We start from the raw sequence: 14,476 nt of genomic DNA on the forward strand, positions 1-14,476 counted from the left end.
TTACCAAGACGAAAATCTTGATAACAGGATTCTTTTTTTATATACGTTTATTGCGCCTTGAGGGTCACTTCAAACTTCGCACCGACATCACCAACAAATACAATTTTGCCGTTGTTAGGAAGTTTGACTTGTTTAAGACCGCTAATGGTGAAGTAATTCACACATACACCATTCTCATCATAGACGGCAAAGGAACTTTTGGTTGGCAGCTCTACTGTCATTATCTTACCTGTTGCCGTTTCAGGAACTCCATACCATCTAGCATATCCATCTGATTGGATAGTTACCATAGATTGCGGGCCTGCATAAATAGGTTTAACCGCATCTTGATGTATAAACAATTGATTGCCAATCTTTAAATACTCCACACCATTTTTCTCTTCAAAAATAAGATCCGCAAGATCGCGTCCAGCGATGGTTGGGATTTGCACGGTCATTTCTGCTTTATTAGGCCCAGTTATTTTATTCGAGCCCATATAACCAGGTGCGTCAGGGAACATAGCGATTCCAGCTACCGGCATACTCATGTAATATTGGGAGCTGTACTTCTCGCTGACATCAAAATACAATTTCCCTTGGCGCTGCTGCCATGCAGTAGTGACCTCTTGAGATAGGGCATTAGGTTCAAGCTTCTCAGCTGCATATTGGGTAACGGCAGTTTCACCAAGTCCTGGAATCACCCCATACCCTTGACTCCAAAGATAGATACGGCCATTGCTCTCCTTCACAAAGCTAACTTTACTTGTACCCTCTGCATCTAAGAATTCACCGTTCGAATTATAGGAAAATTTCTGCGCCGGCATTGTAGGAGCTATAATTGAAGATATACTCAATTCCCCAGCTTTACTAACCTCTATCTTCATTAGTTGCGTAGAATCACCATAGACACCCGCATAGTTTAACAATTCTTGCGGCATATCTTCTTTGTTCGAAGTTTTAAATGTTGGTGTAGCTTTCAGTTCCTTAATAGCTCCCTTTTCCTGTAAAGCGCTGAGTAAAATTTCGTTGGCAAGCATCTGGTCCGTTGTACTTGATCCGCCAGAAGATATTACTGCTGCTGCCATCCGCTGCTCGGGCAGTACAACTAATGAGGTATGATACAGACCTGTATCTCCACCCTTTGTCAAAGCCTTGATTTCGTACTGATTAAATGGATATAAGTTCACACTGTCCCAGCCTAATCCATAAGCTAACGAATTATCGGCTCCTTTAGGCCATATTCCACGCTTATATTCCTCTTGTTCCATCGCTTTTACAGACTTTTCTGACAAAATGCCAGTCGATTGGCCTGTAAAAATAGTTGCAAAACGCACCAAATCCTCAGCAGTGGAATAGATACCACCTGTTCCAATCACGTTAATGGTTTCTTTGGGTAAAGCTGCTGAGTAGGTAGCATTATAGACACTAGCCAGCTGAGAAGAAGCTACAGAATCTACAGGCGTTTTCGTATGTTCAAGCCCTAGAGGTTCTGTGAAATTTTGATGAATGAATGTGGTAAAGTCCGTGCCACTGACCTTTTCAACAATCAACTCAGCCAACGTAAATCCATCATTACAATATACTGAGTAGGCGCCTGGATCGGCCTTCAGACGTTGTGTTGACAAAGTCTCTAGCAAACTATCTTTTGCAATAGGATCGGAATCATTAAATAAGAAAGAATTGGATAAGTTCGAGCCAGCAAGACCTGATGAATGATTCAACAGCATCCGTACAGTGATTTGCTTATAACGAGAATCTTCCATCGTAAAATTATTCAAATAAGATACGACTGAACCGTCCAAATCTACTTTTCCTTGCTCAACAAGCTTCATAATAGAAGCTGTTGTATACATTTTACTCGTCGAGCCAATACCATACATCGTTGTGACGCTTGGTGCTGTCTTACTCTCCACATGGCTAAATCCAGATTGACCGCTCACAACGATATTATCGCCATCAATAAGAGCATATTGGAGACTAGTCGTCCCCAGCTTCTCCGTTAAGAACGCCGCCTTCTCTGCTGCCACTTTCTGAGTGTTCACATACGTTTGCCCTTTGCTGCTATCCGCTGCTAAAACACTAGTAGGGACATACACCAATAGAAGCAATGCAACTAATAAGGATGCCAAATTTTTCTTCATACATAACCTCCCGATATGAAATCGTCATCCTTTAAAGGATAATTTATCCATGGAGTAATGTAAAGGAAGTTTATACTATTGGGATTATATAACTAATCTACTATTTCTACTTTATCTCCGATTCGAATTTCCCCTGTTTTGATTACAGAGGCATAGACTCCGAAATGCAAATCAAACTCTTTATGTAATTTTTTCAAAAGCACTGGGTCCTTCTGGAGACTATCCGGGTCCATCGTAATCACAACACATCTCTCACAAAAACTATCTACCTGTAGCTGTACATCCCCAATGTTGAGCCGGCGTCCAATCCAATCTCCTTCAAAAAGAGAATCATCATTCAGCGCGATAACAAAATTCCCGCGAAAACGACGTTGATCCAAGGAATGCCCCCAGGTTGCCTCCAGTTTTTTTAAGCTGGCATCCGTAATGAGTAGAATACTAGCGCCATCCACGGATAGGAGCTGCGGATGTTCTGGCTGTGGATGTGCAGCTTTTAGACCAGACATAGTGATTGGAGTTTTGGTTTGGCTTTGGATTTCTTCCAATAGATTATCATCCCATCCAAAGGTTCGCCCGTCTGATGCCGTTACATGGATTTGTCCATCTATAAATTGCGCTTGATAGGTAAGCATATTCGGTATATTTCTAGCGGTGATATATCTTCGCCAGCCCTCTTTTGACTCATCGTAAAAGGAGCAAAAACGGTCACCAAGCATTCCATACGGTTCAATCATACAGCTTTCTAATTTTTCACCCGCAAATGACTTGACCGGGTAACGATTAATTCCTTGAATTTCACCAACAACTGATAACATAATACAACGCCTCCACTTGTCTTAAAATGCAACGTATCTTCCTATTCTACCTGATTTTATTTATCTGTTGTATGAATATCTAATAACCCAGAAATTTTATATGTTTTATTGAGTTATATGTTTTATACTATGACTGTTAGACATATTGCATTTTGAAATAACACTCACTCCCCCATAAAGAAGAGAGGTAACCTGCTGTGCGGACAAATGATTTTCAAGGTTTTGACTTTGTTTTTACTCAAGCCGTGATGGGTATGGCCCTTATTTCGCTTGATGGAACGTTCCTAAAACTGAATTCAGCATTATGCGACCTCTTGGGGTATGATGAAACCGAATTAACGACACCCTCTCCAACCGTCCGTACCCTACTAGATCAGATTCATAAATTCAATTCATTAGGAAGTTCTCTTCCACCTACGAGCACTGATCCGCAGAGACTCGAAGTAGATTATTTCCATCCCACCGGACGCCGGTTATCTTTAAAGGTCTCCATATCTATCCTTCTGGGTGACAATGGTCAACCCATATATTATTTTACTCAATTCGAGAATAAGACCCTGATCAGGGAAATGGAGACTCAGCTTCAGGTTGTGAAGACCCATCTACTTGAAAAAGAGAGCTCTTTTCTACAGCTGCTGGAGGAACTGCCTCAGCCCGTGCTTATCACTAGGGGAGGGATTGTTCTGTACGCAAATTCGGCAGGTTTACAATTAATCCATGCGGAAAGCCTAGATCAAGTGCTTGGTCTATCGACTATGGATATTGTAGACTACTCTAATTATGAAATTCTCTCAGAACGAAGAAAGAAATTCAACACTGATAGAACAACAGGTTCTGTCTGCTACCTGATTAATTGTTTAAACAACCAGCAGAAATATGTAGATGGGATTACATTGCCGATCATTTATGAGGGAAACGAAGCCTACATTGGCATATTCAAAGATATATCCGAGCAAGTATTGGAAGATGAACGACTGATACAGTCCGAGAAATTATCCACAGCAGGACAGTTAGCAGCTGGAATCGCTCATGAAATACGGAATCCTCTTACAGCCATTAATGGCTTTATGAAGCTACTGCGCTCTTCCGAGCGGATGAATGATAAATATATTTCCATTATTGAGTCAGAGTTGAAACGCATCGAGTTCATCGTCAACGAACTGCTTGTCTTATCTAAACCCCAAACCACTCATATTAGTAAACCAGTGGATTTATTGTCTTTGCTGGAACAAGTCACCACACTAATGAATGGACAAGCTGCCCTAAAAAATCTCAAGATCCTCCCTGTCTGTACTGATCAATCCATTTGGATCAATGGTGAGGCTTATCAGATGAAGCAGGTATTTATTAACTTACTTAAAAATGCGATGGAAGCAATGAATCATGGGGGAAACATCTATATTCATGTGCAAACCTATGACAGAGAAGCCCGAATCAGTGTGCAGGATGAAGGCTGTGGGATGACAGAGGAACAGATCAATGCCCTCGGCAAACCATTTTATACGACCAAAGAAACAGGAACAGGCTTAGGTTATATGATCACACAAAATATTATACATAATCATGGCGGAGCGATCTCTATAGAAAGTATTCTGGAGCAAGGAACAACTTTTACTGTGAGTATTCCAACGATCATTACACCTGAGGAACCTATCATGTAGAAGATGAGGTATCGCAACATCATGCAAGAATGCCCCTAATTTTCACATTATAATGGTTATACATAATTGGAAAAGAAGGTGCAGCAATGACTCGTGAAGTTCGAACAGTTGTTTTCGATCGTGACTTAAAATTTGAGGCCTATCGATTCGAAGGTATTATGCAGAAGTTTCCCAACCATTTTCATGACTATTATGTCATAGGTTTTATTGAACAAGGAAAAAGACATCTGCTATGTAACCAAGAAGAGCATATTCTTAACAGCCGAGATGTGGTCATCTTTAATCCGGCGGATCCCCATGCCTGTGAACAGATAGACGGGAGAACGCTTGACTATCGCTGCATCAATATTCAGCCGGAAGTCATGCGTGAGTATGTGCTAGAAATTACCGGCATAGACTACTTACCGCGGTTCACACACAATGTTCTCTACCAAAGTGAACTGTCGAGCCCTTTACACGATCTGCACCAAATGATATTAGAGGATCAATCCGATTTTCAAAAAGAAGAGTTATTTCTATTTCTCCTTGAGCAGCTTTTGAGAGAATACACGGAGACAGAAACCCTCTGTCCCGCTCAAGAGCCTACTTCTGAAATTAAAATCATTTGCGAATACATAGAGTTACATTATGCGCAGAACATTACGCTGAACCAGCTAAGTGAATTGAGCGGCTTAAGTAAATATCACTTGCTGCGTTTATTTACCAGACAGAAAGGAATATCACCTTACCGTTACTTGGAAACTATTCGCATCAACCACGCCAAAAGGCTTTTAGAACAAGGAATATTGCCAATAGAAGTAGCCTCTCTAACCGGATTCAGTGATCAGAGCCATTTCACAAATTTTTTTAAAAGACTCATAGGCTTAACCCCTAAGCAATATATGCGTATATTTGTTCAGCAAACGGGAGTAAAGTCATCAATGGAACTTACGAAATGATAGATCAACGCAAGATTAACACAGGACATCTGCTGGCATTGCTTACGATTTTAATCTGGGGAACCACCTTTATCTCCACAAAAATACTGTTAAAAGACTTTACGCCTGTGGAAATTTTGTTCTTCCGTTTTCTTATTGGGTACTTTGTACTGTTACTGATCTATTCACGTCCAATCCGAACTACATCCTTTAAAGAGGAATTACTCTTTATCTCAGCAGGTCTTTGTGGAGTCACGTTATATTTTCTTATAGAAAATATTGCCCTAGTCTATACCCTTGCATCCAATGTAGGTGTGATTGTCTCCATCGCTCCATTTTTCACGGCGGTTATCGCTCACTTCTTTTTAGAAGAAGAGAAATTTCATAGGCAGTTTTTTATAGGATTTTTGATAGCCTTGACAGGAATTATATTAATTGGGCTGAACGGGAGTTATCTTCTGCCACTGAACCCCATCGGCGACTTGCTGGCATTGCTGGCACCTGTGGTTTGGGCAATATATTCAGTGTTGATGCGAAAAATAAGCCTACTAAAGGTTCATACTATAGGGGCTACCCGCAGAGTATTTTTCTATGGTCTGCTGTTTATGCTGCCTACTCTGTTTCTGTTTGATTTCCAGCTGGGTCTGAGTAGATTCAAAGAGATTTCAAATGTAGCTCACCTGCTTTTCTTAGGTCTGGGTGCCTCGGCACTGTGTTTTTTGACTTGGAATAAAGCTGTAGGGATTCTAGGGGCTGTAAAAACAAGTGTATACATCTATATTGTGCCTGTAATTACAGTGGCAGCTTCCGCCCTTGTTCTGAATGAAAAGATCACCTGGGCAATCCTGACGGGAACTTTTTTAACGCTCACCGGTTCATATATTTCCGAACGCAAACCTAAATAACCACACCATCTTTAACATTTAATAAAAAGAAGCCCCAGCAGCGTGATGCATACTGGAGCTTCTTTAAGTTTCATTCCATACTCAGAACAGCGAGACAGGAATAAGCTTTCTTCCTCCCTTGATCAGGGTCGATTCCAGCATGTCCCCTTTGACGCCTCCAAAATAAAGCTGCCAATACACGCCAAAACGCACGCTGACATCATTCTTCACCAGCTCCGGCGGCGTAACAATCAGCCATTGGAATTTGAGCGCCTTGGAAATTTCGAAGACGGGGTCAAGCACGTTATTGGAGACCATTTCTCCGAAAGGATTGTCATATAAAAAGACCGTCCAGCCTTTATTCTCACGATTCACCCGTTTATGCGTCATGATCATCATTGCGACCAGCAGCTGTACAGATTGACGTTGCCCACCACTGCCGACTGCTTCATCCAGTGCGCCGCGATTAATAATCTCCCAGTCCGAATAATGATAATCTTCCGGTGCGGCGTAGAGGAAATAATTCTCCGTTACCGGTTTATACACTTGAAGTATCGGAAAGCGGTTCTGCAGCGCCGCATAGACAATTCGTCCGTCATTAATAACCTCTTTGATTACCAGCGCCGGCACTTGTTCTATCTTGGGATACTTTTTGAGCAATTCATTGATGCATTGATTGAAGTAGTCACTCACCATCGGCTCTACCTCATCGCTTGTTCTTGGCACATTGATATTCTTGTAGTTCAGACGTACCAGCGGGAAGGCATAATTATTCTCGTTATGAATAATCATCCGGCGTTCCATTCGCTTCATAATATCAATGATTTGTACCACTCGTAGAGATGCCCGGCCAACCCACATCTTGCGGGAGAGATCCATGCCTTCCTTATCGCTTTGAATGCTCTCGATCTGATCGCGCGAACTGCGTAGCATGGAATCTAGGACTTGCAGTGCAATGGCGAAATTATCCCAATGGACCGTATTCAATCGATCTAGAATCTTGGTCTCCAGTTCGGAATTCCGTTCATTTTTCGCAAGTTTTTCGGTTAAGGAATTTTTCTCTTCCTTCACCTTTTTGGAGATCTCATCCTGTCTAATCCGGCTATCCTTAATGCGGAGAAGCCAGTCGGCTACTAGAGGCTCGCAGCTTTCTCTAACCCTCAGCGTTATTTCTTCTGGCACACTCCGTAGGTTGACGCGATCCTCAATATGCGCGTTCATTATTTTGATTTGATTGGATAAAGTCTGAAGGAGGACATCGATTCGGTCCAAGGATCTTTTACACTGATTAAGCATAAGCTCATTCGCTTGGCAGCGCTCCTGAATTTCTGTCTCCTTATCCCCTAGCGCCTCATTCCAAAGCTCCACGGCACGTTCATGTTTCTCTTTGATCCCCTTCTCTACTTTGCGCAACTCTTTCTGCAAGTTCTCCAATTCAGTCTGGCAGCGGATGTAACCGTCGTGAACAATCTGATAGTCTTCCTCCAACGAAGTAGTATCCGTCTTTTGGCGATTTCTTGCAGCCATAATGGTCTCGGACGTTTCCGTAGGTTCGGTCGCCTTCCGCCAATTCACATCCACTTGATTCAGGCTGGATTCAAGCTCAGCCAGATTCTCGCTTGCTGCTTTAATCTGTGCAGCTCTTGTCCGAACTTCCAGTTCATTTTCAGTTAATGATTGCTGTAGACTTTCCACGGTACTAAGCTGCTGCAAGAGAAGATTCTGCTCTACAGGATCTACAGGTATGACTTCTCCTTCATCAGAAAGCTGGGGATCTGTTGGGAAAACAATCTCAGGAAACCATCGTTGCAGTCTAGGGAACATCGCATATTCGGTTTCTCTCGTCCATTTATTGCGTTGTCCACTCAAGCTTTCCATTTGCACCTTTAGGTGTTCAAGCTGCTGATCTTTACCTGCTAACTCTTTGCTCACCAGATTCTTTCGTTCGATTATTTTTTGTTTTTCCTTATAATCTTGTTCCTGTTTCTTCGTCCGTTCAATCCAAGCTTGCAGAACCCCCGCTCTCTGCTCATGCTCCACACTTAGAACTTTGTTCTCAGCGAGCTCCCGTCCGATCCGGGTAAGCGTCCCTTCGTTCTCATCCATCTCATGGCTCAGATTGTTAATGCTCTGCTGAAGTTCAGCCTGCAGTTTAATAAGGGCATCATGCTTGGCTGTAAGCGTCATGGTATTCTCAGTTTGGAATAAACGTTCATATTCTTGACGCACCGATTTTAACTTAGATAAATAAGCTTCAGAATCCTGAAGGATCTGCTCCTGTTCTTTGAGCTTCCCCTGAATACTGCTCTTCCAATCCTGGAAACGATCCGGCTGCAAGACCATTTGCGGCCCTTGATTCGCAAAAAGCATGAAGGATGCTTGATGCGGAGCTGCCATCTCTTCACGGATGAAGATCGGCACCGCTGATTTAAGCAAGGTGTCCTTCATCAGTTCCGGCTGAATTTTATCAGCTTCGCGCCGGGTCATAATCAAACTATATGGAAGTAACGGATATTGCTCCAGTTCTTCCTCACGTTCAAGATACGGACGGTCATTTAAGTAGGAACTACCTAGTGTTGATTGAATCTTTAACGAATCGAGTGTATCTTTGACCGTCAGAATATCTGAATTGGGTAGCCAGTAGGATTGGTTCTGAAGTTCCACATCCATGAGCTGATTATAGTAATCCCTTCTGGAACGTTTAGTCTGTTGCTCTACTTCATCTATTTTTCGGATAAAACGTGCCGGGATAACATCTTGTTCTTCAAAAAGGCCAGTAGCTCCTAAACGATTATGCTCTTCATACATTTCCAGCAGTACAACGAGCTGTGACCATAATTGGGATTCTTTCTGAGTCTGTGACTCAAGCAGAACCCCAAGCTCGTCCGCTTCACGCTCATAAGAACGCCGTTTCTCACTCAGCTCAGCATGACTCTTATGCAGTGCCAGCTTCCGAATCTCTTCCTGCTTGTGCTGTTCTTCCAAGTCTCCAATGTCTTGAAGAATCGTTTTGGCCGCTGAGATCGTACGCTGCAGGGCAGCTGCCGGAGAATGGGCGGCATCCTGCCCATATTGGGCTGCGAATGCTCCGAGTTCTTCCGTGTATTGGCGAATAGATAAGGTCAAATCATTGATCTGATTATCCAGCCCAGCCAGCTCTACCAAGAAACTTTCCCTTTCCTTGCGCAATCTTCTCTCTTCCGCCGTTAGGTCTTGCTGTGCTGTCCCAAACTCTCTGATCGTTTGCTGCCAGAGATTAAATACCACATTCCACTGTTTCCGCAGCTGTTCCTTGGCTGCCTGAATGACCTCTTGCCGTTCTTTCATCTCCAGAGAACCTTCGATAGCTTTAATTTCTTTTTGCCACTGCTCAATTTGCCGGGTATGGAGCAACCGTTTAGCCAGAAAATAAGCTACTTCAAGCTTCTTCTCTTGCGCTTTGGAATCCTCCAGCCGACCACGCGCACGGCTCTGATCATCACTGAGCTTCTTAAACTCTTCTTGCTTCAGTTCCGTTTCTTCCTTGCTGCGTAAGTATTTAAGATTGTCTGTCTCAAAGCGCAATTGCTTCGCATCCTGATAACGTCCAGCCAGTTCATCAGCAATCTTACTTCGCTCAGCTTCTGCATTTCTCTGCTCTTCATAGATAACCGTATAGATTTGGCGTCCACGTAATTCCGTTTCTTGAACTACGTTTTCTGCTTCCACGCCTAGTTTTACCAGCTCATAAAGTGGTGCAGCCATACTAAGAAACTCTGTATAGACCTGCTCCCGCTGTTCAAGCATCGGCAAGCGCTGAGCCACTGTTGCTGTATCGATAAACATCCGCTGCAGCGTATTGTCGTCTTCCTTTAATCCTTCATTCAGACTAGATCCGATTTCAGGAATAATCAGCTTTTCGAACAAGTTATGATTGGTGAAGGCATCATTCTTTTTAAAATAACCTTTGATACCGCCCTCTTCACCATTGATCCGCCGCATATTACGCCACTCGGCGATATGGATATCCCGGGTAGCCAAGAAGTCATAATATCTTTTCAAATCCGAGCTATGGCTGCCAAAAGGTACAATCTCTCCCCGCCGATCGCGCACAAATTGCTGGATCGTTTCAAAACTCGTAGGTTCAGCAGTCACCTCGTCAAATAACGGCAACGTTGATAGCGTAAGTTCAGCCGCTTCACCGTAATCTGTAAGTGCGTACAGCAAGTAATCCACTTTGATATCCTGCTGATCAAGCGAATTATGTGCCGTCATAGCGATTCCCGTGGTCATATACTCATTGCGCTCATTGTTGTCGAGATGCCATTCGATAGCTACGTGAAAAGTGTACGGTTTAAGTTGTTTTTTATGATTATGAAAGAATGCCTCAACCTGGTTCTCACCGTCTTTGCCCCATGGTGTTTTGGGCATCAATAGCTGGAAAATAGATTGCAGCAGTACGCCCTTTCCACCGCCATTCATGAGCGTAATAAGCGTATTAGCGGGTCCCTCTTCGTTGCAGAGGTCCAGAATCATGTCGTCGTATTTCTTGAGCATCTTCTCGTATTTAAGTCCTGTAATTCGTATGCGTTCAATCCGCGGCATAGGTAGCACCGTCTTTCTCAGCTAAAGTTCTTCCAATGAGGCTCTTTAATTCCTGGTATCGATCGACATCATGATATAAATAACGCATTCTCTCATAAAGCTCTTCCCGAGGAAAGATACGCTTCTCTGTTTCAGAGATGAATACGAGCTTCTCCTCCTCCAGAAGTTTCATGCCTTCATGAATCAGCCCAATTCGTGAGCCTGCGCCTCTGGTCAGAAGATCACTCTCTTCCTGACTCTTAGTCTGCATGTAAAGACTGGTCCATACCTTAAACATCGCTTGGATATCAAGCTGCCACTGCTGGCTGAATCGTCCTTCCTCATCCATCTGAATCCACGTCTGAAAGAGAGAGGACACCTGATCAGCAATTTGAATATAGGACATACTGTCCTGCCCAGACTTAAAATGAGTCTCATCCTGATCCATTTCGGCCAGAAAAACCAGGATAATAATATTGATAATATGTAAGTGAGTTTTACGCTCAACACGTGAATATTTGTTCTTCAACTGGGTGAAATTGGTTGCAAACACTGACCCCAGCGGATTAACTAGCAGATGGAGACGGTGCCCGGAATTCATCACCCGACAGCCCCCTTCTTTAGCAACATACTGAAGTGCATCATAAGTTCCTGCATCCTGAAGGCATTCTGCCGCTGCAGGGTCATCGAGAGGAATTACTTTTTTACGGAGCAATTCAAAAAATAGCCGCGAAGCTTGCTGTACCTGTTCTAATGTATAACTCATGTTAGTAACTTCTCACCTCTCCACGATCATAATCATATATGGACTCATATCCAGACCAGAACACCGTACCCCTGAGGCTGGTTCTGGAGCAATGCTCGTCCGCAGCGTTTTGCCGCGTAAACTCTCCAACAGAAGATCTTCTGCAAGTACATATTGGATTAGCTGTTGGCATTCATCAGAAACGCCGCTACCACCTTCTGGTGCCTGTTCCTGCACTAAAAAATCTGTATGAAAAAACTGCACCCACAGATCGACAGCATCCGGTGTGTTTGCCCACCCTGTCAGTTCTTCGGCGGAAAAAGCGTCTGCAGTAAAGGTAAAGCTTCCCTGCTCAGCCAAGGCAGCAAAAACCGGCTTCCACAGCTCCACTACTCTTGCCCACGGAATACCTTTAGGAATATATTGAACGGGCTCTGTGTCCACCTCATCTTCGAAATCATCCATCACTAAGTCGGGGATAAATCCTACCTCTTGTTCCTCCCAAGCCCAAGGAAGCGGATAAACGAAGTCCTGATTCGGAGCGAATAATCCGCTGAGCAGCAGTTCAAGACTGTCACCGCTTGGCAGACCCTCTTCTTTCACCCATTCCTCCCATACGTGAGTACGAAAGTTAAACCCGGCTGCTCCCCAGAATAATTCAGGGAAGTTCAACCTTAAATTGGTCTCCATCTCAAAAATATTCAACACTACCTCAGCCAGCTCATCGTGTACACGCCTAGAAAGCTCGACTCGTTCAGAGAGAATACGGATCTCATTGAAGTCGATCACGTCTTTCTCATCATTGGCCAGCCGGGCCAGAGAACGGTGAATACTGTCAAAATGTTTGCGTTCCTCCTCGAACTGATGATGAATCTCTTCGAGTCGCTGATGCCGAGCCACTCCGAATTCACTAAAAATATGCTTCGGATTGCGGCGTAACGCATTGCGGTATTCTTGCTGTTGCTGAGTCATCTTACGGACACGGGAGATCAGTTCATTAACATCCTGAAGAGCCCGAGTTACGCGCCCATGCTTAATATGCATTTGAATCTCGAGCAGTTTAATGCTGATCTGAAATTCATCAATAATCTCATGGCTCATAAAAATGAGCTCCATTGCATATTCAGAGAGACGATAGATGGTTCTGCCGTTCTCTTCCCAACTGCTGCGAGTCGCATCCTCGTCCACCGTGAAATACTTATATTTCTGCACGGACATTTGCCGGGTCACATCATCATAGAAAAAGGATTCGAAATCCCCACCATTCCCGCTCCACAATAAACCGTCCACGAGACGCTCTACGGATTCGGTAGTCCCAAGATTGGCGATATTAAAACGTTCCAGCGCAGTCCAAGTAAGCTCAATAATATCCTCTTTGGATCTTCTCTCATTCGATTCTAGCTCCAGATAATAGACTTGCAGCAGAACGCTTAAAGATACCATTTCTTTGTAAGGTTGGATTTCGCCAAGGTTCATGCCAGCCCCCAAATTCCACAGGGGATTCAATCGTTTGTTTCGTTCGCCAAAATCCGACCAATTCATCTTTCTGCTAACCTCGCCATCACTTCATAATTTAAAATTTCCTGCGGAACTCTCCGGTCCTCTTCCAGCAATCGTTCCATATATGACTTTAGTTCGGGATAATTAGAGAATTCTTGAAGTACATTGTGTAAATGATCTGGGTTACAACTCTGGGGAACATTATACATATACGGTTCCTCAGTCAGTTTCATCATCTGCTCATAAATAGGGAGCGCCAGTCCAAGGTTTAAATCCGGATAACTAACCTTTAGTTTACCGTATATGTCCAAACCTGCTTTATCCATATCCCCGACATATAACAAGGTGGTTTGAAGGGGGTCAATATCCAATTCTTCAAGAAAGAGTAGGCTACTATCAATCTTCCAACCTTCACCGTAAATTAGCATGTCTGGAAACAGACCACAGATCTTCTTTTCACTAAGCATTAATCGTTTGGCTGAATGGAAAAATGACTTATTCTCCACAATAAGAATATTCCGAACGGGAACTAATGAACTGAAGTAAATAAATGGCTCCCTTGCGTTTACACTTTTTAAACTTTCCAGCGTAAGTTTAAGTCTAGTAAGAAATTGTTTACCTTCAGTTTCGGAGAGCCACTTCTCCTTACCAAACAATTCCAGTGACCTTTCTTCTGTTGTAATGATTTCGCGATCCTTCGCCGTACGCAAAAAATTAGATACCTGCACAATCTGATCCCAAACCTCTTGTGTCTGAGTTTCAGGACGAATCAAGTAATAATGAAGATCCAGTAGATTCTGTACGCTTAACACGGCTGAAGGATCCCACCCCACTTGAGTTGAAACACTCTTATTTAACCAAAAATATGTATACATATAAGGCTGTTTAGAGCTCATCGGACTGGACTTCACCGGTTCTAAGAAACCTTCAGCAACAAGCTCGTTTATACTATCCGCCAAAACACGAAATCCTCCGGCCCATAGATATTCTTCCTGTGTTTTATAAGCAGAACTAATGACTTCTTGTTCAATGCTGTCAAGATTTATTTTTCTTCTCCCTGTACGCACAGTTCCGTACTTATTCTCCAACAAATTAATTATAATTACTCTCAATTCATCACCCTCACTAAAAGAAATAAAACCCCTATACATCCTGTATAGGGTTCTGAAGCACGGGAATATATGTTTCTATTATAACAATCCTTCAAAGGTTATGCTATTTTTGTTAAACAAAATAATAGATTCTATTGTTTACACTTTCCTATCAAAAAA

Annotated in this window: 9 protein-coding genes; 3 read left to right on the top strand and 6 right to left on the bottom strand. The window is 43.1% G+C overall.

Annotation, left to right across the window (positions count from 1 at the left end):
• Positions 1-47: 47 nt before the first annotated feature.
• Positions 48-2,120, bottom strand: a complete 2,073-nt coding sequence (locus MHH89_RS11040) for a serine hydrolase domain-containing protein (protein WP_340396912.1) — start codon at positions 2,118-2,120, stop codon at positions 48-50.
• Between the two features lie 92 nt (positions 2,121-2,212).
• Positions 2,213-2,935 carry an MOSC domain-containing protein gene (locus tag MHH89_RS11045; protein WP_076276121.1) on the bottom strand — a complete coding sequence of 241 codons (723 nt, stop codon included), beginning with the start codon at positions 2,933-2,935 and terminating at the stop codon, positions 2,213-2,215.
• Positions 2,936-3,132: 197 nt separating this feature from the next.
• Here MHH89_RS11045 and MHH89_RS11050 point away from each other — a divergent pair, with 197 nt between their 5' ends.
• The 3 genes from MHH89_RS11050 (at position 3,133) to MHH89_RS11060 (ending at position 6,418) form a co-directional block, all read left to right on the top strand.
• Positions 3,133-4,596 (top strand): ATP-binding protein, encoded by a 1,464-nt coding sequence (locus MHH89_RS11050; RefSeq protein WP_256716561.1) that lies wholly within the window; start codon positions 3,133-3,135, stop codon positions 4,594-4,596.
• An 86-nt stretch (positions 4,597-4,682) separates the two neighbouring features.
• Positions 4,683-5,534, top strand: coding sequence for an AraC family transcriptional regulator (locus MHH89_RS11055; RefSeq protein ID WP_341087127.1), 852 nt, complete (start codon positions 4,683-4,685; stop codon positions 5,532-5,534).
• The gene (locus MHH89_RS11060; protein ID WP_341088806.1) at positions 5,534-6,418 is read left to right on the top strand and encodes a DMT family transporter; all 885 of its coding nucleotides are present in this window, start codon (positions 5,534-5,536) and stop codon (positions 6,416-6,418) included. Before MHH89_RS11055 ends, MHH89_RS11060 begins: the two co-directional genes overlap by 1 nt.
• Positions 6,419-6,499: 81 nt before the next feature.
• On the opposite strand, the gene MHH89_RS11065 is transcribed toward MHH89_RS11060, so the two are convergent.
• From MHH89_RS11065 to MHH89_RS11080, 4 genes are read right to left on the bottom strand one after another with little or no spacing between them, the layout of a single operon-like run.
• A complete protein-coding gene (locus MHH89_RS11065) occupies positions 6,500-10,981 on the bottom strand; it encodes a hypothetical protein (RefSeq protein WP_341087128.1) in 4,482 nt (1,493 codons plus the stop codon).
• Positions 10,968-11,726: a DUF6063 family protein gene (locus tag MHH89_RS11070; RefSeq protein ID WP_076190642.1), complete on the bottom strand. Its 759-nt coding sequence runs from the start codon at positions 11,724-11,726 to the stop codon at positions 10,968-10,970. The genes MHH89_RS11065 and MHH89_RS11070 overlap by 14 nt, the downstream gene beginning before the upstream one ends.
• 12 nt (positions 11,727-11,738) lie before the next feature.
• A complete protein-coding gene (locus tag MHH89_RS11075; protein ID WP_312148359.1) occupies positions 11,739-13,247 on the bottom strand; it encodes a hypothetical protein in 1,509 nt (502 codons plus the stop codon).
• The gene (locus tag MHH89_RS11080; protein ID WP_076304886.1) at positions 13,244-14,317 is read right to left on the bottom strand and encodes a Wadjet anti-phage system protein JetD domain-containing protein; all 1,074 of its coding nucleotides are present in this window, start codon (positions 14,315-14,317) and stop codon (positions 13,244-13,246) included. Before MHH89_RS11080 ends, MHH89_RS11075 begins: the two co-directional genes overlap by 4 nt.
• Positions 14,318-14,476: the final 159 nt, after the last annotated feature.

This window comes from Paenibacillus sp. FSL H7-0323 (genome assembly GCF_038002725.1).
In the GTDB taxonomy this organism is placed as follows: Bacteria; Bacillota; Bacilli; order Paenibacillales; family Paenibacillaceae; genus Paenibacillus_AQ; species Paenibacillus_AQ odorifer.

Bases quoted from the DNA above. Each gene is read 5' to 3' on its own strand.
- MHH89_RS11055 (WP_341087127.1), top strand. From the start codon at position 4,683: ATGACTCGTGAAGTTCGAACAGTTGTTTTCGATCGTGACTTAAAATTT.
- MHH89_RS11075 (WP_312148359.1), bottom strand. From the start codon at position 13,247: ATGAATTGGTCGGATTTTGGCGAACGAAACAAACGATTGAATCCCCTG.
- MHH89_RS11045 (WP_076276121.1), bottom strand. From the start codon at position 2,935: ATGTTATCAGTTGTTGGTGAAATTCAAGGAATTAATCGTTACCCGGTC.
- MHH89_RS11040 (WP_340396912.1), bottom strand. From the start codon at position 2,120: ATGAAGAAAAATTTGGCATCCTTATTAGTTGCATTGCTTCTATTGGTG.
- MHH89_RS11070 (WP_076190642.1), bottom strand. From the start codon at position 11,726: ATGAGTTATACATTAGAACAGGTACAGCAAGCTTCGCGGCTATTTTTT.
- MHH89_RS11065 (WP_341087128.1), bottom strand. From the start codon at position 10,981: ATGCCGCGGATTGAACGCATACGAATTACAGGACTTAAATACGAGAAG.